The 23,479-nt window shown below is 43.8% G+C and carries 15 protein-coding genes; 5 read left to right on the plus strand and 10 right to left on the minus strand.

Translation table 11 applies throughout. The annotated features are described in order from the left end of the window. Positions 1–119 precede the first annotated feature (119 nt). Positions 120–1,256 (plus strand): succinyl-diaminopimelate desuccinylase, encoded by a 1,137-nt coding sequence (dapE, locus tag GW12_RS03250; protein ID WP_034583312.1) that lies wholly within the window; start codon positions 120–122, stop codon positions 1,254–1,256. A gap of 51 nt (positions 1,257–1,307) precedes the next feature. Here the strand turns inward: dapE and GW12_RS03255 are convergent, their stop codons facing one another. From GW12_RS03255 to pilG, 6 genes are all read right to left on the minus strand, one after another. Beyond that, positions 1,308–1,781, minus strand: coding sequence for a hypothetical protein (locus GW12_RS03255; RefSeq protein ID WP_034583315.1), 474 nt, complete (start codon positions 1,779–1,781; stop codon positions 1,308–1,310). A 3-nt stretch (positions 1,782–1,784) separates the two neighbouring features. Beyond that, positions 1,785–6,281: an Hpt domain-containing protein gene (locus GW12_RS03260; RefSeq protein WP_034583318.1), complete on the minus strand. Its 4,497-nt coding sequence runs from the start codon at positions 6,279–6,281 to the stop codon at positions 1,785–1,787. 165 nt (positions 6,282–6,446) lie between these two features. Then, positions 6,447–8,519, minus strand: coding sequence for a methyl-accepting chemotaxis protein (locus tag GW12_RS03265; protein ID WP_034583321.1), 2,073 nt, complete (start codon positions 8,517–8,519; stop codon positions 6,447–6,449). A gap of 45 nt (positions 8,520–8,564) precedes the next feature. Next, on the minus strand, positions 8,565–9,101 hold the full coding sequence (locus tag GW12_RS03270) for a chemotaxis protein CheW (RefSeq protein WP_034583323.1): 537 nt from the start codon (positions 9,099–9,101) through the stop codon (positions 8,565–8,567). Positions 9,102–9,107: 6 nt separating this feature from the next. Beyond that, the gene (locus GW12_RS03275) at positions 9,108–9,476 is read right to left on the minus strand and encodes a response regulator (RefSeq protein WP_034583325.1); all 369 of its coding nucleotides are present in this window, start codon (positions 9,474–9,476) and stop codon (positions 9,108–9,110) included. A 30-nt stretch (positions 9,477–9,506) separates the two neighbouring features. Continuing rightward, positions 9,507–9,890: a twitching motility response regulator PilG gene (pilG, locus tag GW12_RS03280; protein ID WP_034583327.1), complete on the minus strand. Its 384-nt coding sequence runs from the start codon at positions 9,888–9,890 to the stop codon at positions 9,507–9,509. A 319-nt stretch (positions 9,891–10,209) separates the two neighbouring features. Here pilG and GW12_RS03285 point away from each other — a divergent pair, with 319 nt between their 5' ends. The 4 genes from GW12_RS03285 to GW12_RS03300 all read left to right on the plus strand — a co-directional run bounded on the left by GW12_RS03285 (position 10,210) and on the right by GW12_RS03300 (position 16,992). Then, the gene (locus tag GW12_RS03285) at positions 10,210–10,866 is read left to right on the plus strand and encodes a hypothetical protein (RefSeq protein ID WP_034583329.1); all 657 of its coding nucleotides are present in this window, start codon (positions 10,210–10,212) and stop codon (positions 10,864–10,866) included. A 51-nt stretch (positions 10,867–10,917) separates the two neighbouring features. Next, a complete protein-coding gene (locus GW12_RS03290) occupies positions 10,918–12,051 on the plus strand; it encodes an efflux RND transporter periplasmic adaptor subunit (RefSeq protein WP_034583331.1) in 1,134 nt (377 codons plus the stop codon). A 20-nt stretch (positions 12,052–12,071) separates the two neighbouring features. Further along, complete coding sequence (locus tag GW12_RS03295) at positions 12,072–15,179, plus strand: efflux RND transporter permease subunit (RefSeq protein WP_034583333.1); 3,108 nt, start codon at positions 12,072–12,074, stop codon at positions 15,177–15,179. Between the two features lie 94 nt (positions 15,180–15,273). After that, the gene (locus GW12_RS03300; protein ID WP_034583335.1) at positions 15,274–16,992 is read left to right on the plus strand and encodes a proline--tRNA ligase; all 1,719 of its coding nucleotides are present in this window, start codon (positions 15,274–15,276) and stop codon (positions 16,990–16,992) included. Positions 16,993–17,044: 52 nt separating this feature from the next. On the opposite strand, the gene GW12_RS03305 is transcribed toward GW12_RS03300, so the two are convergent. From GW12_RS03305 to GW12_RS03320, 4 genes are read right to left on the minus strand one after another with little or no spacing between them, the layout of a single operon-like run. Then, complete coding sequence (locus GW12_RS03305; protein ID WP_034583336.1) at positions 17,045–18,427, minus strand: hypothetical protein; 1,383 nt, start codon at positions 18,425–18,427, stop codon at positions 17,045–17,047. 19 nt (positions 18,428–18,446) lie between these two features. Continuing rightward, positions 18,447–20,798, minus strand: coding sequence for a DUF6160 family protein (locus GW12_RS03310; protein ID WP_034583339.1), 2,352 nt, complete (start codon positions 20,796–20,798; stop codon positions 18,447–18,449). A gap of 37 nt (positions 20,799–20,835) precedes the next feature. Further along, the gene (locus tag GW12_RS03315; protein ID WP_034583342.1) at positions 20,836–21,558 is read right to left on the minus strand and encodes a hypothetical protein; all 723 of its coding nucleotides are present in this window, start codon (positions 21,556–21,558) and stop codon (positions 20,836–20,838) included. Positions 21,559–21,570: 12 nt separating this feature from the next. Then, positions 21,571–23,445 carry a hypothetical protein gene (locus GW12_RS03320; protein ID WP_034583371.1) on the minus strand — a complete coding sequence of 625 codons (1,875 nt, stop codon included), beginning with the start codon at positions 23,443–23,445 and terminating at the stop codon, positions 21,571–21,573. Between the last annotated feature and the right edge of the window lie 34 nt (positions 23,446–23,479).

The following is a 23,479-nucleotide window of genomic DNA, read 5'->3' on the forward strand; positions in this document are numbered from 1 at the left end:
GCATTTTGCATAAAAAACCCTGCACTTATCAGGGTTTTTTTATGCCTAAGATTCACAAGTTACCGCATCTTCGCCTATCATAGGGCCCACAATATTCCCGATTGATGAATGAATCTCATATGACTTCTTCCGCAACTCTCGATTTAAGCCTGCAACTGCTCCGCCAGCCTTCCGTTACTCCAGTCGATCATGATTGCCAGAACATCATGGCAGAACGCCTGAAAAAAGTGGGCTTCAACATCGAAAACATGCGTTTTGAAGATGTCGACAATATCTGGGCACGTAAAGGTACTGAAGGCCCAGTATTCTGCTTTGCCGGCCATACTGACGTCGTGCCAACCGGTAATCTGGATGCCTGGAATTCAGACCCATTTGCCCCTGAAATTCGTGATGGCAAACTCTATGGCCGTGGCAGCGCGGATATGAAAACCGCACTGGCAGCGATGGTAGTTGCAACTGAACGCTTTGTCGAAAAATGCCCAAACCACAAAGGTTCGATTGCTTATCTGATCACCTCGGATGAAGAAGGTCCATCGATTAATGGTACTGTAAAAGTCATCGAGACTTTAGAAGCGCGTAATGAGAAAATTACCTGGTGTCTGGTCGGTGAACCATCCAGTACCAACAAGCTAGGTGATGTGGTTAAAAATGGCCGTCGTGGCTCGCTGAATGCAAACCTCACAGTAAAAGGCAAACAAGGCCATGTGGCTTACCCTCACCTTGCCGTAAATCCAATTCATGTTGCCTCTAAAGCTATTGCTGAGCTATGTGACACAGTTTGGGATAATGGTAATGAATACTTCCCTGCGACCTCTTTCCAGATTTCCAATATCAATGCCGGTACTGGTGCTACTAACGTGGTACCAGGTACGATGAATTTACTGTGTAACTGGCGTTATTCTACTGAAGTAACAGCTGAAGAACTTAAAGCACGTACCTTAGAAATTTTAGATCGTCACGGTCTGGATTATGAAATCAACTGGACTCTGTCTGGCCTGCCATTCCTGACCCCAGTGGGCGAACTGGTGAATGCTGCTAGAAATGCGATCCGTGATGTCACCGGCACTGAAACTGAGCTATCCACTTCGGGGGGTACTTCAGATGGCCGCTTTATTGCCCCTACAGGTGCACAGGTACTGGAACTCGGTGTCCTTAATGCCACCATCCACCAGATCAATGAACATGTCGATATTGCCGATCTGGAGCCATTGGCTGAGATTTATGAAAAAATTCTGATTAACCTGTTGGCAAACTGATTCAAACTTATTTAAGCAAAATAAAAAAAGGAACTCCATCGAGTTCCTTTTTTACGTCTGGAAAATACTTATACTGATAGCTGACTGGATATGTGCCATATTTGGAATATGAAAACGCTGCTCCCCCATACGTACATACTGGAAAATCGCAGGATCAGTGACTTCCTGATCATCATCGACGATTTCTGAAATACGTAAACGAATGGTCTTCGGCATTTCATTGCACATCAGGGCAAAACGCTGGCTGACTTCATCGCCTTCAATTACCAAGGCTACACCATTGTTACGGCCTGGATCATTTACAGCATATACCGGCAGCTTGGCTTCATGCCAATCCACCGTTTTTACCTGCGTGCTACTGTCCAATGCAGACAGAACAATATTCTGTGGCAACAGCATCGGATCTTTGCCGTAACAGTCAATAATATAGGCATCGATAAACCCCGTAGAAACTGTAATCAGGTGTTGCAGTTCCTGCTGACTGATCTTGTCTGCCGCGACGCTACTTAAAGTGTTTTGACTCATGCATTACCCCTGTTGAGCAGCGATTAGTTCTTGAATATTGGCAAGCAGTTCAGCTTCCTGGAACGGTTTACCCATATAATGGGTGACGCCCAAGCTGAAGGCACGTTCACGATGCTTCTCGCCAGTACGTGATGTAATCATGATAATTGGCAAGTTGCGGTGAATATCGTGGTGGCGTACCAGATTGGTCACTTCGAAACCATCCATGCGTGGCATCTCGATATCCAGCAGCATCAGATCCGGACGAACATTTTCCAGCTGCTCAATTGCATCCACACCATCTTTGGCGGTTACCACATCGTAACCCTGACGTTCGAGCAGACGCGAAGTGACCTTACGCACGGTTACGGAGTCATCGACGATCATCACCAGACGGCGGGCATTACCACGACGTGACAGATCCTGCTGATCGGATACCTGTTTGATGCGTTGTGTTGCCTGTGCCTGACGGGCAACATTCTGACCGTCGAGAATCAGGCAGACACTACCATCGCCGAGAATTGTTGCACCGGCAACTACCCCAATATTGGCAAACTGCTGGCCAATTGGTTTCACCACAATCTGTGCACGTGAACCGACTAACTGGTCTACCAGCAAGGCAATACTCTGACCATTGTTGCCTTTGATCAGCAACACTGGCAGTGAGTTCGCGATGTTATTCAGACGTGGCACTGGCTGATTGACAACAAACTCAGACAGATAACGCAGTTTGTAGTTCACGCCATCAATCTTGAAGTAGTCATCTTTACTGTTGAAGTAAGTTTCCAGAGTGGTTGGTGCAATACGCACGATACGGTCGATCTGTGCCAGAGAAATTGCATACTGCTGATCGCCAGCTTTCACCATCAGGGCATCGCTGACTGCTACTGTAGTCGGTACGCGAATGGTAAAGGTCGTGCCTTTACCCAGTTCAGATTTCACTGAAACATGACCACCGAGCGCCTTGATCTCGCTTTGTACCACGTCCAGTCCCACACCACGACCAGAAATCTGGGTGACCTCTTTCGCAGTACTGAAGCCTGGATGGAAGATGAACTGCAACAGCTCTTCCTGATCCACCTGCTGCTCTTCTTTCAGCAAGCCTTTCGCAATGGCTTTGGCACGGATCGCTTCTGAGTCAATCCCTTTACCATCATCACTAAAGGAGATGAGTACATCAGTACCCTGACGGCTGATGTTCAGTACAATCGAACCCACTTCCGACTTGTTCAGCGCAATACGCTCTGCGGTATCTTCCAGACCATGGTCGATCGCGTTACGCAGCATGTGCTCAAACGGACTGACCAGACGTTCCAGAATATTACGATCCAGTTCACCTTCTGTATTCTGAACAATCAGTTCGGCCGGACGGTTCAAGGTGGTCGAAGTCTGACGAACGATACGTTGCAGACGAGGCAACATACGGTCGAATGGTACCAGACGGGTACGCATCAAGCTTTCCTGAATTTCAGCTTGAATACGTGACTGTTGCAGTAACAGGCCTTCGGTATCACGGATTTTTTCCGCCAGCGTTGACTTGAAGTCGATTAAATCCGATGCAGATTCAGCCAGCGATTTCGACAGCTGGTTCAGAGAGGAATACTGGTCCATCTCCAATGGGTCGAAGTCGGTATAGCGCGAGTTTTCAGCACCGTGCTTGGCAATAATCTGGGTTTCCAGCTCGCCTTCCATTCGGCGTAACTGATCGGCCAGACGCTTGATCGCCAGTTCCATCTCGTTCAGGGTATTGCCGAGCTGCCCCAGATCCATCTCGATACGCGAACGGTTAATCGAATTCTCACCCGACAGATCGATCATCTTCTCAACCAGATCAGCCGAGATACGGATCATTTCGTTGCTGTTGTCAGAAGCCGCTGTTTCTGCCCACTCACCCATCATATTAGGTGGTTCAGTACCATCACCCTGAACAAATTCAAAGCCAGTAGTAATATCAAGACTTTCAGTTTTGGTCAGACGTTCCGGCAACTGTGCAGTGACATCGACAAACTCAATTGCATCTAACGCAGTCTTGATCTGTTCAAAACCACTGTAATCATGCTTGAAGATTGCCTGAGCCAGCCATTTCCAGGTCTGCTGTAACAGGCTGTCGTAGGCATTGGAGTTGAAATGATGAACCGCGAACTGTTCGAAAGTGGTTTCCAGACCATAGGCAATAGTTGCGATGGTTTCGTCGCCTGCCATACGCGCCCCACCTTTAATACTGTGGGCCGCACGTTGTAATTGGAGCAGCAAGCTACGGTCACTACGCTGGTCGAACCATTGTTCCAGCAGCTTCTCAGCATTTCCTAGAATCTCTTCAGATTCTTCGCGGAACGTCTCTGCAACAATCGCTTTCAGTTCGTCTTCTTCTGAAACAGGTTCAACTGATGCTGCAGCTACTTCTTCAACAACTGTTTCTTCAACCGGATCTAACAGAATTTCCGGTTCAGAAATTTCTGCTACAGACTCAGTGCTTTCAGCTTCAACAGCAATCTCTTCACTATCTTCTTCCGATTCTGCTTCCACAGCAACCACAGGTTCAACCACTGCAGTATCGACTGCTGTAGTCGCTGTTGCTGTACCCGCAGCCAGTGCCTGGATGTTTTGCAGGATATTAATGGTTTCTGTCGCTGGATAATCAATCAGTTCATCACGGATGGTCTGGATACGGTCAGAAACACTATCCTGTACCAGTCGCACAATCTGGATCAGTGCTGGTGATACCGCAATCTGCTGACGAATCACGCGTTCATAGATGCTTTCCAGTTCATGCGCAATCGAACCGATATTGGTTGCTGCAATCATGTTTGCACCACCTTTGAGGGTGTGCAGATAACGCATCAGGTTATTCAGTGATTCGGTATTTTCTGGTTCACGTGCCCAGGTATTCAGGTCTTCGTCAATTCCTGCTAGCAGCTCATCGGCTTCTTCCAGGAAGATATCCAGCAGATCTGCATCGAAGTCACGATTGGAAGCATCATATTCGCTCTGTTGACGGTCCAGATCCATACATTGACTGATGGCAGCAAAGTCAACACTACCTGTAGCTACAGGAGCAGCCTCAGGTGCTTCTACCACTGTTTCAGGCGCTGCTTCTGGCTCGAATTCTTCAATCTCTTGCTGTACAAAGGCAGACAGATCCGCCAACAGTTTTTCAACTTCTGCGCTGAGAATCACGCGTTGACCTGCAGCCAGGGTATCGAACAGGTGGATAAATTCCTGATGCGCCTGTGCGAACAGCTCAAAGGCATAATCGCTTTGCAGCAACACTGGTCGATGAATCAGTGCATCATAAGCCGCTTTTAACTGTGAGGCGAATTCATGAATACCCACAGCTGCACGGTTATCCGTATGCGCCACCAGTTCAGCTGCCTGCTGGCTTAAGGCTTCAATATAAGCTGGATATTCTTCAACGGCACGGCGGTCAAATTCAAACTCGGCATCCAGCAACTGGTCGATATTCAGTTCAACCAGACGGGATACCAAACCTTGCGACTGCACCGCATCATGATCTTCGGTAGTGATAAAGCCGTAGTCATTCCAGGCTGCATCAAAAGTTGCAGAAATCGCATCCAGTTGTTCAGTTTTGCCCTGACGCAACAGGTGCAGATAATCACCCACAAATTCAGAATATTGCTGCAACAAGGCAATTTCTTTGGAAGTCGATGCAATTTCGTCTTGAACCAGTGTTTTAAACAGGTTTTCAACCTTAGAGCTGGCATCAAAAATCTGGTCAATCTGCGCCATAGATGAACTGCCACGCAGGGTATGCAGCGCACGAATCAGACTGTTGTAATCCTGCTTGGCAATATTTTCATGCTTCAGGAAGTCATAAATCGTTGCCAGATGCTCTTCAGCTTCTTCAATAAAGATCGCAACCGTTTCTTCCAGATCGCTACGTTCCTCTGCAACGGTTTCAACAGTCTCTATTGCTTCTTCAGCCGTAACCTCATTTACAGGAGTTTCAACGTTAGGCGTTTCTTCTGTTGTATCTGCAAGTTCAAGACCAGAGTATTGGCCTTCTGCCGTCAGTGTATCTGCCAGCTGTAATAATTCTTCTAATTCTGGTTCTGGGGTCTGCTGCTGTTGCAGTTGCTGCCCAAGCAATACGATTGGGCGCAGATCCACGGTTAATGGTTGTGTCTGTTTAAAGCATGGATACAACAGGTATTGATAGACATTCAAAGTTGCCTGAGCAAACTTTTGAATAGTTGGTGTCAGTTCAAGTGTGCCTGACAATACCCGGTTGAGGGTATCTTCAACTGTCCAGGCAATTTCACCGGCCTGTTTCGCCCCCACCATACGCCCTGAACCTTTTAAGGTATGGAAATGGCGGCGAATGGTCGTCAGTGTTTCTTTATGATCTGGTGTGGCAAGCCACTGTGGAAATAAAGCGTTTAACTCGACAAAGATTTCTTCAATCTCTTCGACGAAAATTTCTAAAATTTCAGCATCTTGATCAAGATAACTATCTTCAGGAAGCGCTGTCGTTTCAACTAAGTCTTTTAATATTTCTTTCATAGCTAAGGCTTCTTACGTATTTCCGCCAAGAAGGGTGCTCAATCTGTATCGGGATTGTCACGCGAGACCTCACTTTGCAGTCAGGTACATCTTGTCGAGGCTTTATCTGTATGTGGATGTGCCTTCATCTAGACAAAGACACATCCTCCCCCAAAGTTTTCTGACTTATTCTGGAAGTTTAAAGTCAGATACAGATTCACGTAATGCATCCGCCATGTTCGCAAGTTCAGATACCGAACGTGCTGTGTCGAATGTTGCAGTGGTGGTTTGCGAAGTAATTTCCTGTACGACGTTCATCGTAGTTGCAATATGACCTGCAGATGCTGCCTGCAGTTTCGCTGCATCGGAAATGTTCGCAATCAGTTTTGCCAGGTTGTTCGATACGGTCTGAATTTCATCCAGTGCCACACCGGCATCCTTAGACAGGTTCGCACCACGTACAACTTCCGCTGTGGTTTGTTCCATCGAGATTACCGCTTCGTTGGTATCGGTCTGAATGGTTTTTACCAGGCCTTCGATCTGTTTGGTTGCCGATGCTGAACGTTCCGCTAGACGCTGTACCTCATCCGCTACCACGGCGAAACCACGACCTGCTTCACCCGCCATAGACGCCTGAATCGCAGCGTTCAATGCCAGGATGTTGGTTTGGTCGGCAATATCGTTAATCAGGGCAACGATGTTACCAATCTCTTGTGAAGATTCACCCAGACGTTTAATACGTTTAGACGTTTCCTGAATCTGTTCACGAATCGTATCCATACCTTCGATAGAACGGTTTACGACGTCCGCACCATTTGCCGCGATCTGTACCGAACGTTCCGCAACGACTGCAGACTCTTCCGCGTTGGCAGATACCTGGTCAATAGACAGGGCCATTTCGTTAATCGCAGCAGATGCACCGGCAATCTCTTGCGCCTGGTGTTCAGATGCTTCAGCCAACTGGTTGGTAATGCTCTGTGTGGTCGCAGTATATTGCGCCACTTCTTGAGACGTTTCAGTAATACGCGATACTAGGTCACGTAACTGGTCAATCGCAAAGTTAATCGAGTCAGCAATCGCACCGGTGAAGTCTTCAGATACGGTCGCGTATGAACGCAGGTCACCGTCCGCCAAGTCCGCGATTTCATCCAGTAAACGTAGAATCGCATTCTGGTTACGGTCATATTCTTCTTGCAGACGGGTTACACGTTGTTTATCCGATGCACCACGCAGTGACAGCAGTTTAAATACACAAACCAGGAAGCCGGTTAATAACAGGATTAACAGAATCGCAGGAACAGTGGTTTTCAGACCAGTACTGCCAGACAGCTGGTTCAAGTTATCTAACAGTTTGTCAGATTGACCGAAGATTGAAGCAGACGCCTGACGTACCTTCACGATTTGTGCAGAGTTTTTCAGGATAGTCGAAGCTGCTGATTGCAGTACATCATCATATTCAGCCTTGATGCCTTCTAATGATTCACGTAGTGCTGGATCAGTGATTTTCAGTACGCCCAGTTCTGCTGAACCGTTTAACTGTGCATTCAGGTAAGAACCGAAGGTTTCGGTATCGGCACTGAAGTCGTCCGCAGATTCACGAGAACCATCATTACCTGACAGTACCAAGCTGATCGAACGCAAGATACGTTCTGCGATGAACACCTGGTTTTTCGCAATAACCACCTGGTTAGAAGGCATGTCCTGACGCGCCATCTGGTCAACCATCAGGTTGTATTCCGCCTGAATTCCAGGAATCGCTTCACCAATCGCAATGTTGGTGTCATATAACTGGTTAATGATTTTTTGTTGAGACGCAATCAGGTCAATACTTTCAGAGATTTCAGACCATTGCTTGTCTACAGTTTGTAGTGCTTCATTATTGGAATGAATGCTTTTGACTGTTTCCAGGTTCTCAGCAAATGCCTTTTGAGAATCGGTCAGGTTTTTCATTGCTTCAGGAGTACCGGAAGCCGTCGCTTCAGTCGCCTGACGAGAAATGGTTTGAGAAAGCAGACGCAATTCACCAAGACTACGTGTTAATTCGTTACCACGTGGCACACTATAGAAAAGGTACAATAAGGTGATGGTTGCTGCTAACAGACAGCCAATTGCCCCATAAATTAAAGGTTTAGACTTTTCACTATCCCCAAATACACGTGACCATTGATCTGCTTGTGATTGAATCTTTGCTAAAAAGGCATTACCGCCTTTGCGGTCATTACCCTCACCTGTATTTTTCTTTTTAAGCTTAAAGCCCATACAGCCTCTCCCCGAATTTACGCCCGGCTTCTTACGTGCGACAAATTAATTTATAAATTTTATAGATGCATTCATATATTTTGGATTCTGCAACAACCGACTGAACAGGAATACATGCCATCGCTGGTTATGCTGATGGAAATAGCCCTGGCAATACTCTTGCAGGTGCTGATCCAGTTCAGTGTTTTTAGAAAAGAAACTTTTCTTGTTAAAGTGTTGAATCCCCAAAACCTGATCTACTACCAGGCCGACATACTGTTCATTATGGTTAATACATAAAACTTTTTGAGTTGGCGAGTACTGGCTTCTATGTCCAGACATGTATTGAGCCAAATCCGATACTGCAAGCAGCCTGCCTCGAATATTTGCCAGCCCAAGCACCCAAGGCTGGGTATTTGGGACTGGTGTATATGTTGGCGGATATATGACTTCTGATACTTCCCCAAGTGGAGCAACAAAATATTGCCCCATCATCTCAAAAGCTATGCCTGACCATCGGTTCGCTTCATTTTCATTGGAAACGTAGTTTTTATTACCCCGTTTAGCAATGCGAAGCAGTTCGATAAATCCGTTCGCTGCCATAGCGTTTTATCCTGCATTGAGGTGGTGTTTGATCACATCAATTAACTGGTTTTCATCTACAGGTTTGGTCAGATAATCTGCAGCACCCTGACGTTTACCCCATACACGGTCAGTTGCCTGATCCTTGGTACTTACAATTACGATAGGGATATGTTTTGTAGTGGCCCCACGTGCAATCTGGCGAGTTGCCTGGAAGCCATTCACCCCTGGCATCACCACATCCATCAGCACCAGATCCGGCAATTCTGCCTGTGCCATGGTCACCCCATCTGCCCCGTTGGATGCTTCAATTACTTCAAAACCGTTTTTAGTTAAAATTTCACGAAAGCGGAATGTTTCTGTCGGTGAATCATCAACAATTAGAATACGTGCCATGCTCATTATCCCCAAAAAAATTCAAATATATTACGCGCTGATGTGGTTGCGGATTGCGTTCAGCAACTCATCTTTGCTGAATGGCTTAGTAAGATACTCATCTGAACCTACTACACGGCCTTTAGCCTGGTCGAACAAACCATCTTTACTTGATAGCATAATAACAGGAATGTTCTGGTAGTTTTGCGAGTTTTTAATCAAGGCACAAGTCTGGTAACCGTCTAGGCGCGGCATCATGATGTCTACAAAAACGATATCGGGATTTGCCTCTGCAATTTTGGACAGTGCTTCAAAGCCATCCACTGCAGTAACGACTTCACACCCCTCACGCTGAAGAAGAGTTTCCGCTGTACGACGAATGGTTTTTGAATCATCAATGACCATAACTTTTAGATTTTGGAATTTATCGTCCATTTCTTAACCCTTCCCATTTTAAAAACCATAAGCAACGCGACTTATAGTGGAAATTTATATATGTGTCGATTATTTTTAACATACCTGTCTGGGCATTATCAACGAGCATTTTCTACCCAAGTAGGCAAAAAGATCAGTTTTTAACAACGATTTCACACTTTCCTTGCTTCAATGATTTTTTTTTGACTTGCTATTTAGAGGTGAATAGTTTTTTATTGGAGTAATTAGGCATAATATATCAGTATTATTATTGTAAAATAAGTAATTTAGTCAACTTTAAATCTCATTTATTAGTCAACTGTCATTTGTGGAGCCAAACATGCGCCAGCTTGGGGAAAAACCTGCTTCTTTGGATCAAGTAAAATCCATCTTCAAGAAGACGGCGATCTTGACCACACTCCTGTTACAAGCGGCATTGACAACCACAGTTGCAGCCTCCAATACTGCGCCTGGCAAAGCCAAATGGTACCGTTACTATGATAGTAAGGGCGTGCCTACTATTAGTACCAATGTGACCCCTAATCATATTCGTTATGGCTATGAAGCCTTGGATGCCAACATGCAGGTCATCCAGCGTGCCAAGCCTTATAATGTCGAAGCAGATATTCGTCAGGCACCTAAACGCGCCGCTCAAGTAAAACAACAGGTTGAAGACCAGAAGTTAAAACGCGCCTACAATAACAGCCAAACCGCGATCCAGAAAAAGAATGAAACCCTGTCCCAGCTGAAAAAGCAGATCGAATTCCAGCAAGAACAGATGAAGCAATTACAAAAAGACCGGGTGAGCTTTGTCCGTCAGGAACGTGAATATCTGCGTAAGGGTCAGACTGTGCCAGCGCATTTAAAAACCACCCTGGCCAATAATGAAAAAAATCTGCACGCACAAAAAGAAAATATTCAATCTTTACAAACTCGCTATCGAAACAAGGAAGCAGAATACGACAGAATTATCCAGCGTTTAAAAGCGCTTGAATAATTAAGCATTTCCTGCAGCTGCTTCAGTGGACAGCGCGATATAAGGACCCTTATGCACTCCGCACCGTATATTTTGACCAAGAAAAATTCTAAAACCTGTCATTCCACTTTTGCACTAAGTCTGCTCTGTTTGAGTCTGCTATTAAGTGCTTGCAATAATAAAGAAGCTGAGCCTACTCCACCACAAACGTCCCAGACTATTGAGCTGATCCAGCAAGACTTGGTTGCGGTTAAAACTGGCAATGCAGTTCAGCGCACCGCCTTTACCGGCACCATCCGTGCGGTGAATCAAAGCAGTATTCAGGCACAAGTCACCGCAACTGCGACCAGTGTCAATGCACAAGTCGGTCAGCGTGTTCAAAAAGGTCAAATCTTGGTACGACTGAATAATCAGGACAATGCTGCCCGTCTGGCGCAGGCACAGGCCAACCGCGCTTCTGCCCAAGCACAGGCTAATCAGGCCCATCTAATGATGGAGCGTAAACAACGTTTGCTCAATCAGGGCTTTATTTCCCAAGCAGAATATGAACAGAGCCGGGTCGACTATCAGACCCAGCTGGAAAATGTCCGTGCGCAACAGGCCAATGTCGATATTGCGCAAAAAGCGGATCGTGATGGGATTATCACCAGCCCAATTAGTGGCGTAATTACCCAACGTCAAGTTGAACCAGGACAAACCGTCACTGCCGGACAAACCCTGTTTGAAATCGTGGATCCAGATCAACTGGAAATCCAGGCCAAAATACCAAGCGAAATGCAGGCGGATTTAAAAGTTGGCAGTAAAATCGAATACCATATTCAAGGCAACCCGAATCTGCTCACTGCAGTAATTAGCCGGATTTCACCGATTGCTGATCAAGCCAGTCGACAGATCGAGTTTTTTGCTCGTCCAAATGAAACCATTACTTCTCTAAGTATCGGCTCTTTTGTCGATGGTGAAATCCTCAATTCACGCCAAATAGCTGGGCAACTGATTCCACTAGATACCATCCGCGATATTCAAAACAAGCCTTATGTCTGGGTGATTCGACAAAACAAAATTATGAAGCTGAATATTGAAGTTCTGGATCAGCGCTATAACGACAACCTTGCCGTGGTTCGCGGATTAGAGTCTGGAGATCAGGTCAGCCGAATTACCTTTACGGATGCTGATATCCATAAAACGGTCAGTGTCAGCCAAAACTAAATTATTAAGGGAATAATAAGATGTGGTTGACGCGTATTAGTGTGAAATATCCGGTACTCACCATCATGATGATGCTGTGCCTGATGGTCCTTGGATTGGCGTCCTGGCAACGCATGGGTGTGGAAGAATTCCCGGATGTGGATTTCCCTTTTGTGGTGATCTATACCAACTATCCGGGTGCTTCTCCTGAAACGGTGGAATCAGAAATCACTAAAAAGCTGGAAGACCAGATCAATACCATTTCCGGTTTAAAGCAGGTGATTTCCCAGTCCAGTGAAGGTCTGTCGATGATCACCGCCGAATTCAATCTGGATGTTCCTTCTACTACCGCTGCACAGGATGTCCGCGACAAGATTGCATCCGTCACTGCCGAATTCCGCGATGAAATTCAGGAACCGGTGGTAGAGCGCTATGACCCATCTGCCAATGCCGTGATGTCGATTGTATTTGAATCCAATAATATGGATTTAAAATCCCTAAGTTCTTATCTGGATCAGCGCATCGTACCGCAACTGCGCACGGTACCCGGTGTTGGTACCGTGAATCTGCTCGGCGATGCACAGCGCCAGATCCGGATTCAGGTGGAACCGCAAAAACTGCAGGCCTTTGGCGTTGGCGTGGACAGTGTCATCAACACATTAAAATCTGAAAATATCGAAGTGCCGGGCGGTACATTAAAGTCCGGAAATTCAGAGCTGGTGGTTGAGATCAACTCCAAAGTACTGCATCCCCTTGCCTTTGGCGACCTGGTGATTGCCAATAAAAATGGTGCCCCGATTTTCCTGAAACAGGTGGCAAACATTGAGGACAGTCAGGCCGAACTGGAAACAGGTGCATTCCTGAATGGTAAAACTGCCGTTGCCGTGGATATTCTGCGTAGCTCTGATTCCAACGTGATTGAAGTGGTTGACCAGACTTACAAAACATTAGAAAGCATCAAAGCCCAGTTACCGCAAGGTACTACTTTGAAAGTTGTGGTGGATTCCTCTAAAAGTATCCGCGGTACGATTGGTGATGTCGCGCGTACTATTATTGAAGGTGCAATACTTGCTGTCGTCATCGTTTTGTTATTCTTGGGTTCCTTCCGCTCTACCATTATTACTGGTCTGACGCTGCCAATTTCTCTGCTCGGCACCCTAACCTTTATCTGGGCGTTTGGCTTTACCATCAACATGATGACCTTACTAGCCCTCTCGCTATGTATTGGTCTGCTGATTGATGATGCCATTGTCGTTCGGGAAAACATCGTACGACATAGTGATATGGGCAAGGATCATGTCACGGCAGCACTGGATGGCACCAAAGAAATTGGTCTAGCTGTATTAGCAACGACATTAACCATTGTGGCGGTATTCCTACCGGTAGCGTTTATGGGCGGAATTATTGGCCGGTTCTTCTACCAGTTCGGTGTTGCTGTAAGTACCGCAGTCCTGATCTCGATGTTTGTCAGTTTCACTCTGGATCCAATGCTATCTGCGCACTGGGCGGAACGTAAAAAAGATCCTAATAAAAAACAGAATCCGCTGAAACGCTTTTTTAACTGGGTTTCCAACAAACTGGACAATCTAAGCCATATTTATGAAAAGCTGCTCAAGCTGGCATTACGTTTTAGATTCATCACCATTCTGATCGCAGTGGCTTCACTGTTTGGCGCCCTAGGACTGTCCAAACTGATCGGGACCGAATTTGTGCCAGTTCCAGACAAAGGCGAAATCCGAATTAAGTTTGAAACCCCAGTCGATGCATCTCTGGAATATTCACAGGCTAAACTGAAACAGGTGGATGAAATCATCCGCAAGCATCCAGATGTACATGCAACTTATGGTGTGATCAACGGCGTCACCGACCGGGGCAAAAACCATGTCAGTCTGCGCGTTACGGTCACCCCGCGTACTGAACGGGAAAAGACATTAACAGACCTGAACAATGAATTCCGTGACCGTCTGAAGTCGGTTGGCGGTATTACCATTACTTCAGTCGCCTCTGCTGATGAAACCGTGTCGGGGGGTCAAAAGCCTATTATGATCTCGATCAAAGGTCCTGATCTGGATGAGCTGCAAAAAATCTCCGACCGTTTTATGCAGCAAATGGCGAAAATTGAAGGTATTGTCGATCTGGAATCTTCACTGAAAGAACCTAAACCAACCCTCAATATTCAAGTGAATCGTGTACTCGCCAGCGACCTAGGTCTATCTGTGAACCAGATTGCCAATGTCGTTCGCCCACTAATTGCGGGTGATGATGTCACCACTTGGCAAGATGAAAAAGGTGAAACCTATGATGTCAATCTTCGTTTGACTGAAGACAAACGTACTTTGCCAAATGATCTACAGAACCTGTATCTCAACTCAAACAAGACCGATGTCAATGGCCAACCGATCATGGTGCCTTTATCCAGCGTGGCGAAATTCGAAGAGAAGCTTGGTGCGTCACAAATTAACCGCCGCGATCTGGCGCGTGAAGTACTGGTCGAAGCCAATACTGCTGGTCGTCCTGCTGGTGATATCGGTCAAGACATTAGCAAATTGCAAGAAGAATTTGACTTGCCACCGGGTTATAGCTTCGATACCCAAGGTGCCAATGCCGATATGGCTGAATCTGCAGGGTATGCATTAACCGCAATCACTTTGTCGATTGTGTTTATCTATATCGTGCTCGGTTCACAGTTCAACAGCTTTATTCACCCGGCAGCCATTATGGCATCCCTGCCTTTATCTCTGATCGGGGTATTCCTGGCCCTGTTCCTGTTTAATTCCACCATGAACCTGTTTTCGATCATCGGGATTATCATGCTAATGGGCCTTGTCACTAAAAATGCGATCCTGCTGATTGACTTTATCAAGAAGGCCATGGATCGAGGTGAAGATCGTTATGAAGCCATTATTGCTTCTGGTAAAACCCGTTTGCGTCCAATCCTGATGACCACGAGTGCCATGGTAATGGGGATGGTACCGCTGGCTCTTGGACTTGGTGAAGGCGGTGAACAGAGTGCTCCGATGGCACATGCCGTCATCGGCGGGGTCATTACTTCGACTCTGCTGACGCTGGTGGTCGTTCCAGTGATCTTCACCTATTTGGATGACTTTAAGAATTTTATGCTGCGCCAAGCCCGTAAAATCATGTCATAATTCAGACCATGTAACGAGGTGACATTCAAAATGATCACCTCATTTTTTATTGTATAATCTCTGCTTTAACGCTTAATTTTTTAGGACAGTTTCCATGCGCGCGAGTCGCTTTTTATTTGCAACGTTGAGAGAAACCCCGAACGATGCTGAAGTTATTTCACATCAGCTCATGCTTCGTGCCGGTATGATTCGTAAATTGGCTTCAGGTCTCTACACTTGGCTGCCGATGGGCGTTCGCGTATTAAATAAAGTTGAGGCGATCGTTCGTGAAGAAATGAACAATGCGGGTTCACTTGAAGTTTTGATGCCTGTAACTCAGCCTGCATCACTTTGGGAAGAATCTGGCCGTTATGTGCAATATGGTCCTGAACTTTTACGCTTTAAAGACCGACATACCAACGATTTCGTACTAGGTCCAACACATGAAGAAGTCATCACTGATTTGGCACGTAACGAACTAAAAAGTTACAAACAATTGCCTGCAAACTTCTACCAGGTTCAAACCAAATTCCGTGATGAAATCCGTCCGCGTTTTGGTGTGATGCGTTCACGTGAATTCATTATGAAAGATGCTTACTCTTTCCATGCGGATCAGGAATCTCTGCAAGAAACTTACGACAAAATGTACGAAGTGTACTGCAAGATTTTTACCCGCTTAGGCTTAGATTTCCGTCCAGTACAGGCAGATACCGGTTCAATCGGTGGTTCAGGTTCGCACGAATTCCACGTATTAGCGTCTAGTGGTGAAGATGATATCGCCTTCTCAACTGAATCCGATTACGCAGCCAATATTGAAATGGCTGAAGCAATTCTGGTTGGCGAACGCGCTGCACCAACGCAAGAACTGAAAGTGGTGGATACACCCAACCAGAAAACTATTGCTGAAGTATCAGCATTCTTAGGTACTGATGCTAAACAATCCGTAAAAGCATTACTGGTTCAAGGCGTGGCTAAGGAAGCTGGGCAGCCTGCGCCAGTGGTTGCCCTGTTCCTGCGTGGCGACCATGAATTGAATGAAATTAAAGCTGAGAAACATCCTCTGATTGCTGCTCCACTGACATTTGCCACTGAAGCTCAACTTGCTGAACTTGGCTTAACGGCTGGTTTCGTGGGTCCACAAGGTTTGGTTGAAAAAGGCATTACTGTTATTGTGGACCGTGCAGCCTCTGTCCTTTCTGACTTTGTAGCCGGTGCTAACGAAGCAGACAAGCACGCGACTGGCGTCAACTGGGAACGTGATGCGAAGTTTACCGAAGTTTATGACCTGCGTAACGTGGTTGAAGGCGATCCTTCTCCAGATGGTAAAGGCGTACTGCAAATCAAACGCGGTATTGAAGTCGGCCATATCTTCCAGTTAGGTAAAAAATACTCAGAAGCTCTAGGCTGTAAAGTTCTAGGTGAAGATGGTAAGCCGTTCACTGTAACGATGGGCTGTTATGGTATTGGCGTAACACGTGTTGTAGCATCTGCAATTGAACAGAACTACGATGAAAAAGGTATTATCTGGCCTGAGGCGATTGCACCTTTTGAAATTGCAATCGTGCCAATGAATGCACACAAGTCACCACGTACCATGGAAGCTGCTGAGGCACTTTATGCTGAACTAAAAGCTGCTGGTTTCGATGTCTTGCTGGATGACCGTAACGAACGTCCAGGTGTGAAATTCTCGGATATTGAATTAACCGGTATTCCACACCGTATCGTGATTGGTGAGAAAGGTTTAGATGCCGGTACTTTTGAATATAAAGGCCGCCGTGATGCAGTATCCGCAAACCTGTCTAAAGAAGAATTATTGGCAAAAATTGCGAAATAATTTTCTTTAACAATAAAAAATCCCGCGTAGAGCGGGATTTTTTATTGCAGGATTAACAGAATTTATAATTACCAAAGCAGTTCGACGTTACCTTTTGGTTTTTTAAGATTTCATTACTTAAAGTAATGGTTGCAGGATTCGTTACAGTATAATTCCCCAAATCAATTTCCAGTTTTTTTGAAATTGGTACTGATAATAATGAACCAATAGCTTCTAAAGCATTGACTTGAATTCTATTCGCTTCTGTAGTTAAGAATTGTGTGACTAAGGTGGCTACCTGTGGTAATACAGCAGAAATGTCTACCTCCTGTTCAGCCTGCAAATATCCTAATTGGACAGGATTTTTAAATGACAGCCACCATCCTGGTTGAGCAATATCAGCTGTATCAGTATCTGCCCATTTTACAGCCTCTTTTTGCATGGATAAATATCCACCCGTCCCAGTCAAGGGAACATTATGAATCATGCTTAAAGCCTGATTGAAGGTGATATCCATGTTTAAGTCTTTAATAATAGATCCATTAGCCATTTTAAATTTTGCTGAACTTGCAAGCCCTAATATGGCAGGGAACCTCACAAATAGTTGATCATTTTCAAATAAAGAATCACTGATTCCAGCTACACCACTGCCAGCTGCCAATGGTATTTTCTCAATTTTTGATTTAATTCCCTTGACCTCTGCATTCTGCTTTCTTACCCCAGTTACAATAGTCTCAGGCATAGAAAATCCCACTTTCATGCTGGGTACTGTAATCCCTGTATTGTTGGAATTAGTAGAATCACTTGTAAACGTACGGTCATTTAAAAGTGCTCTCAGATAACCCTCGATTTGTTCATTAACAGAATCACCAAACGTGGCTTGCTTTGTCGTAACATCCCCCTGTGTTTGAGCGATTTTCATATAGCCACTAAAACTTTGAATACCATCATTGGGTGTTTTTGTATTATCTGTACCTAAAGTTAATAAACCAATAATACTTTCTGCACCTAATCGAAAACCAACTACTTCTCGAGTTGCAGCTGAATCTCCTTTAATGGCAAATTCTAAAAATGGGTTGGTGATACTTGCACTTGTTGCTGCACGGCTCGAATCAAAAGTTGGGCTTCCAAAAGAAGGATCATTATTATCAGTAATCGTTCCCGTATTTAGACCACTTAATGCAATATTAGAAATATCAATATCACAACCAGCACCTCGATCTCCACCACAACCTAACTGTAACGACTTGACATTAAGGTTAAGCTCCATTAAGGCCTGAATACTCATTTTATGAAAGTTGATTGATTGGTTCTGATCATAACTATTTTGTAAATTCAGTAATGCCTGACCGTCTACTACTGACAATTCCTGCTCAGTTAAAGCGGTCATCGCATGCCCTGCTGTCACCACCCCAAACATGGACATAACCAAAGTTTTTAATATTAATTTTTTCATTGTTCCATCCTTTTCACGATTAACGTGGCGTAATCCCTAAAGTACTGCGTATTGTTCCTCCAGTCAGTGCGATATCCGCAATCTTCTGCATCGGACCACTATTGGTTTGCATCGCAAAATTTACTCTAAATGGGTCTGCAATATTCTTGGAAGGGTTAAAATTAACCTGATTATCCATTACTACAGTATCTTCACTTAACCGGATATTTCCATTCAATCCCACTTCACCTTGCATTTTATTTAAATTAAGTGCTGAAACTTGTAACTTACCTAACTCATCAACATCTTCATTGCTGATACTTAAATAACTGCCTAATACTGTGTCATTTTGAAGCTCTGCAGAACTCAATTGGGAGAATTTAAACTTACCTTCATAGGACAAGAAATTGGTGCGTTCTGAAGCTTGTACGGGGTCTACACCTGGAATAATTAATAATTGACCACTTCCATCAATCATGAAAGCAATATTAGTAAGTACATCATCTCGTTTGGCAAAACTATCGTGCGCGACATAAGTACCACATAAAGCAGCCTCATTTGTGCAGTTATATTTTGAACCTGGTAATTGCCCAATTGCCAACTCTGCATTTGCAGCAAAGACCAATTTCTCTGCAGAAATCAATATTCCTCGGTTTTCATAACCGATGACGCCTTTAGATTCAATGAATGCATCAATATTTCTTAAACCAGCGTAGTAATTTACGGCTTCGCCATGCTTGCCTGTTCCTCCATCAATTAAAATAATTGATGTCGTGCTTGGCAAACCCGTTTTTGCATCGATCCCATAGCCCTCTGTAGATGCCATGATATTGTAACCAATGCCTTGCTTGGTCGAACCATCATAAGAATAGCTAGTTCCCTTTAGCGCAACATTGGCATTTAGGTTATAAACTGGTATCCCAATTCCCCATGAACCACTTGAGGCAGTGAGTTCAGGTAATGAGTTATCTGATATGAAACGTGCTTTAGCAGCGATTGCTTGAAAATCAAAACCACGAATTGCGATCAAAGCAAAATCATCTGGGGTATCACTTAATATTTGTTTTAGGGTATTATCCTCTGCGCCTAAAGTCGTTTTCAATTTATCATTCACGATAAAATCAAGCTCTTTACCCCCCACTGTATTGAGATAAATATTTCCAAAATCAATATAGGCATTTTTACCATGCAATTCGCCTTCATCATCCCGTGTGGTTAATGGTCTTATTTTAGAGAATTCAATTGCATAGCTATCTTTTCCAGTATGGCCTATTTCTAACGTTGTAGGCATCATACTCGCTGGTAAATTAGTATCACTTTCACTTGTGAAATCTGCTGATAAAGCTAAATGCAAACCACCCGCACCGACTAAATTATTATAATTCGCTGCTGTCTGAATTGAGCGAACATAATCCCCATTACTATCTTTATTGCCAATATCAAAATCTGCGATCTTGGTTTGATCTCCAGATAGTGCAAGACGTGCGTTGGTCACTGCACCTGAAGCTCCCATACGAATCAGATTTTTATTTGACTTTTCTATGGTGTAGCCAATAATTCTTTCTTTTTCAATGCCATTCTCAGTATATTGTTCTTTAATCGCATCAGGTGAGTTATAGCGTAAATCAATATTCACTCCAGGATTGGTTGCTGTTCTACCTGTAGCTACTTCAGATGTATCAGTAACACGTCCTAAATTAATATAATGATCTTGATCACCATTTCTACTAGTCAGTACAAGTCCTTCATCAGAGGCTACATACATATAGCCTTGGCCAGCAAAATTGAAGTTAAAATCATTTAGAATAAGGCTATTCCCACCTAATTGATGACTGATCGTGGCATTTTGCAGTCTAAAATCAATGCTCGCCTTCTCATTCTTATTAAAAAGTCCTGCATTTGTTTGCAATACAACACTGAGCGGTGTAGAAGTGCTTAAACCAATTTCACCTAAGGAGTTTGTATCCTGTTGACCTTGTATGCGGATTGAATTATCACCTGGCCCACAAACTGTATCACTACATGTAGTTTTAACAAGGTTTAAATCTGCATTGGCTGTAAACGGTGAAATACTGGCTGCTAATCTTATTCCTGCCCCTTGTTCTGTAGCTCCAACGTCAAATTCAAGCTGGCTTTTTATCGACTGTCCTGGCTTAGCTTCCATATTAAAATTATGTAGGCCTATCCCCATCATCGTATTGCTGTTCGGTTGAGGATCGTACCAATTAATTTGTTCTGCCGTTGCTTTGCTAATTTCATGAGTAATTACAAGACCATCCTGGCCAGTAACACTAGATAAATCCTGTTCTGCAATTTTTTCAAGCGCATAAGCTTGCTGGTGTGCAAGCACAATACAAATGGTCAATGTTTTTAATTTTAATGCTTTTTTCATTATTTATACCCTTATGCAGCCCTGCAAAGCAATAATCTTAACAACGGCTTCCTGCCGCGCCCGAACAGTTATAACTAAATATTTTTAAAGTACCATCCAGATGTAAATTGCCATGTATATTGAGTCCAAGGAAACCTTTTTCTGTGCCTTTATCAAAACTCGGTACTTCTACAGAGGTAGTCGTGATATTACCATTAGCATCAATAACTTTTTGATTATAAGTCTGATAGGTTGGGGTATTGGCATAGCCTTCTAGTTCACCTTCACCCGTTCCCGTTTCAATAGATACGGTGTTGAATCCTAAATTACGAATTTTTAGAGGATAAGCATCTTCAAACCTAATTTGCATGGCTGTCTGTGGTTTACTAGCAGCATTAATTATCGTAGTACCATCTATAGAAAATTTATCGATTTGCAATGTGCCTTGTATACCTTTGAAGACAAGCCACTTTTTATTTCCCTCATCATCTAGATGATTGTTGGGTGCAAAGGCTAAACGACAAAACACTTTATTAGCCCCGCAGGCTTCAGGATCTAAAACATAAAATGCCCGTTCTACATTCCCTAAACTATCTACTTCTGAAATCTTTTGCTTGCTTAAGTCTGTTGCATAGAGATGATTCAGTGATAAAGTCCAACTAAGCTCCGCACCACCCTGACCAGCGATTTTGGTCATTTCTGCACTATCAAGTGTTTCCAATCCAGCATAACTCATTGCAGAGGTCAGACATAATGTTCCTAACAAAATAGACTTCAACATATCCGCACTCCCTTATAGACCTGTTGTTTGAATTTTTAGATGCTGGATTAACACGCCATCAATCGCTACAGAACCCAAGTTTACAGAATTACCTGTTGGACTTTTAAAGACGATGCCAGTTGAATTTGTATCCTGCTTGGCACGCAACAAATTCGTTCCTGGGAGTCGCTCTACCGAACCTATCGAAATACTACTATGGGTTGCACTCCGTCCCTGATAATTAGCACTTAAATCTGTGCTGTGGTTTTTAATTGGCGTTCCACACTGATAAACATTACATGTACTACCTTGTAATTCAGATGAACCTAAACCACCTCCATAATTCTGATAAATTTGGGTATAAATTTCTTTAATATCCGGGATACGGGTCACTTCTAAAATAATGTTATTGCCTTCAGAGCCCACAATAAATGGCTGATACATGTTACCTAATACCAAGTTAATATTTGGACTATACAAATATAAACCTTCAACTGGATTAAATAGTGGTGCTACTGAATTGTTTAACGCTGGTGTTGGGCCTGCACCATCAGAATTATTATCACGTGCAGCTGTGCTAATACGTATACCTTTAGCATTTAAATCAGCACTAGCGCGTGTTAAATTTTCAGGTCGATCATTAGTATTTAAACGAATTAAACTCGCTAAACCTAATGTTTCACTATAGTTTAAATTACTTGACGGTAAGGTTTGAAAGAGTCGAACTTGTGAACCATTTAGACTTAAACCATTGGCGATGAACTGTAAGCGCAAACGTTCACTTTGATCCAGACCTCCAGTAGGTCCACCTGTAATAGGATCCACCGCATTATTTGTATTAAAACCACGAGCAAAAATATCGGCCCAAAAACCAAGTTTAATATTATTATCCGCTTCTGTAGGGGTGACTGACATCAAGGGTGCTTCAATCGCAATGTAGCCAACGTCTTTTTCTGTAATGGTAAACTGTCTCACTTTCTCAGCTGTACCTGCATGGACTAACCATGGGTTATCTGCACTCCCCCAATTAAAGCCCTGGTTACTAAAACGGCTACTTAAATCATTATCACTTTTAGATAATGCTAAACCGTAGATAAAAACATCCGCCTTAGTTTTTAGATTCTTAATATCCGTTGCTGCATTTATTGTTGTTCGAATTTGCTGATTTGTGTGCAATTTTACAGCGTTGAGTGCAAATAGTTCTGCTTTTGTATTGGCACGGTCATCTGCCAAAGTATTCGCCTCAGAAGTTATTCTATTGTTTACTTTAGTATTAATTTGATTAATATAAGTTTGTACATTATTTACATCGTTAGTCGCATCATTTCTTGCTGCCTCTTGCTTACGCGCAGTAGTCCATAACAAATAAGCTATTCCATTATATTTATTATTCATATAATAATTATAGCGCTCTTGAGCTACTGTTCCCGCAACAAAAGTCTTCTCGTAATTTATATAATTTGTTCGTTGTGCTGTGTTAATTTCAGCATAAGCTGTCTGAAACTCAGAATCATAAATACGAGCATATTCTGCATTCTTGGAATTAGTATATGTTGCATTATAGGATGCTTGATATTGTGCATCATAAGCCGGCTGATAAACATTATTAAATGCACGCTCTGAAAGCTGGTCATAATTTTCACCCGTTGGAATAATACGAATAAAACCTGTGTCATATTGTCCCGGGTCTGCTAGACCTCGCGCATAACTTGAACCTGCAGAAAGATCTTTTGGTCCCTGAAATACCATTTTAAAGTTATCTAAAACAAGAGCTACACCCTCTCCTGTCGACTCAGACAAAGAAGTGTCCGACAACTCTTGTAATGCAAAAGTTGCTGGACTCATGCATAGACTGACCAACATAGCCAAGTAACTCGCACGAAATGAATATGTCCGTTGTTGAATCATGTCAAACATCCTTCTTATGCTAAGCACTACTTTT

The sequence above is a fragment of the Acinetobacter sp. HR7 genome (genome assembly GCF_000773685.1).
GTDB classification, from domain to species: domain Bacteria; phylum Pseudomonadota; class Gammaproteobacteria; order Pseudomonadales; family Moraxellaceae; genus Acinetobacter; species Acinetobacter thermotolerans.

Bases quoted from the DNA above. Each gene is read 5' to 3' on its own strand.
- dapE (WP_034583312.1), top strand. From the start codon at position 120: ATGACTTCTTCCGCAACTCTCGATTTAAGCCTGCAACTGCTCCGCCAG.
- GW12_RS03255 (WP_034583315.1), bottom strand. From the start codon at position 1,781: ATGAGTCAAAACACTTTAAGTAGCGTCGCGGCAGACAAGATCAGTCAG.
- GW12_RS03260 (WP_034583318.1), bottom strand. From the start codon at position 6,281: ATGAAAGAAATATTAAAAGACTTAGTTGAAACGACAGCGCTTCCTGAA.
- GW12_RS03265 (WP_034583321.1), bottom strand. From the start codon at position 8,519: ATGGGCTTTAAGCTTAAAAAGAAAAATACAGGTGAGGGTAATGACCGC.
- GW12_RS03270 (WP_034583323.1), bottom strand. From the start codon at position 9,101: ATGGCAGCGAACGGATTTATCGAACTGCTTCGCATTGCTAAACGGGGT.
- GW12_RS03275 (WP_034583325.1), bottom strand. From the start codon at position 9,476: ATGGCACGTATTCTAATTGTTGATGATTCACCGACAGAAACATTCCGC.
- pilG (WP_034583327.1), bottom strand. From the start codon at position 9,890: ATGGACGATAAATTCCAAAATCTAAAAGTTATGGTCATTGATGATTCA.
- GW12_RS03285 (WP_034583329.1), top strand. From the start codon at position 10,210: ATGCGCCAGCTTGGGGAAAAACCTGCTTCTTTGGATCAAGTAAAATCC.
- GW12_RS03290 (WP_034583331.1), top strand. From the start codon at position 10,918: ATGCACTCCGCACCGTATATTTTGACCAAGAAAAATTCTAAAACCTGT.
- GW12_RS03295 (WP_034583333.1), top strand. From the start codon at position 12,072: ATGTGGTTGACGCGTATTAGTGTGAAATATCCGGTACTCACCATCATG.
- GW12_RS03300 (WP_034583335.1), top strand. From the start codon at position 15,274: ATGCGCGCGAGTCGCTTTTTATTTGCAACGTTGAGAGAAACCCCGAAC.
- GW12_RS03305 (WP_034583336.1), bottom strand. From the start codon at position 18,427: ATGAAAAAATTAATATTAAAAACTTTGGTTATGTCCATGTTTGGGGTG.
- GW12_RS03310 (WP_034583339.1), bottom strand. From the start codon at position 20,798: ATGAAAAAAGCATTAAAATTAAAAACATTGACCATTTGTATTGTGCTT.
- GW12_RS03315 (WP_034583342.1), bottom strand. From the start codon at position 21,558: ATGTTGAAGTCTATTTTGTTAGGAACATTATGTCTGACCTCTGCAATG.
- GW12_RS03320 (WP_034583371.1), bottom strand. From the start codon at position 23,445: ATGATTCAACAACGGACATATTCATTTCGTGCGAGTTACTTGGCTATG.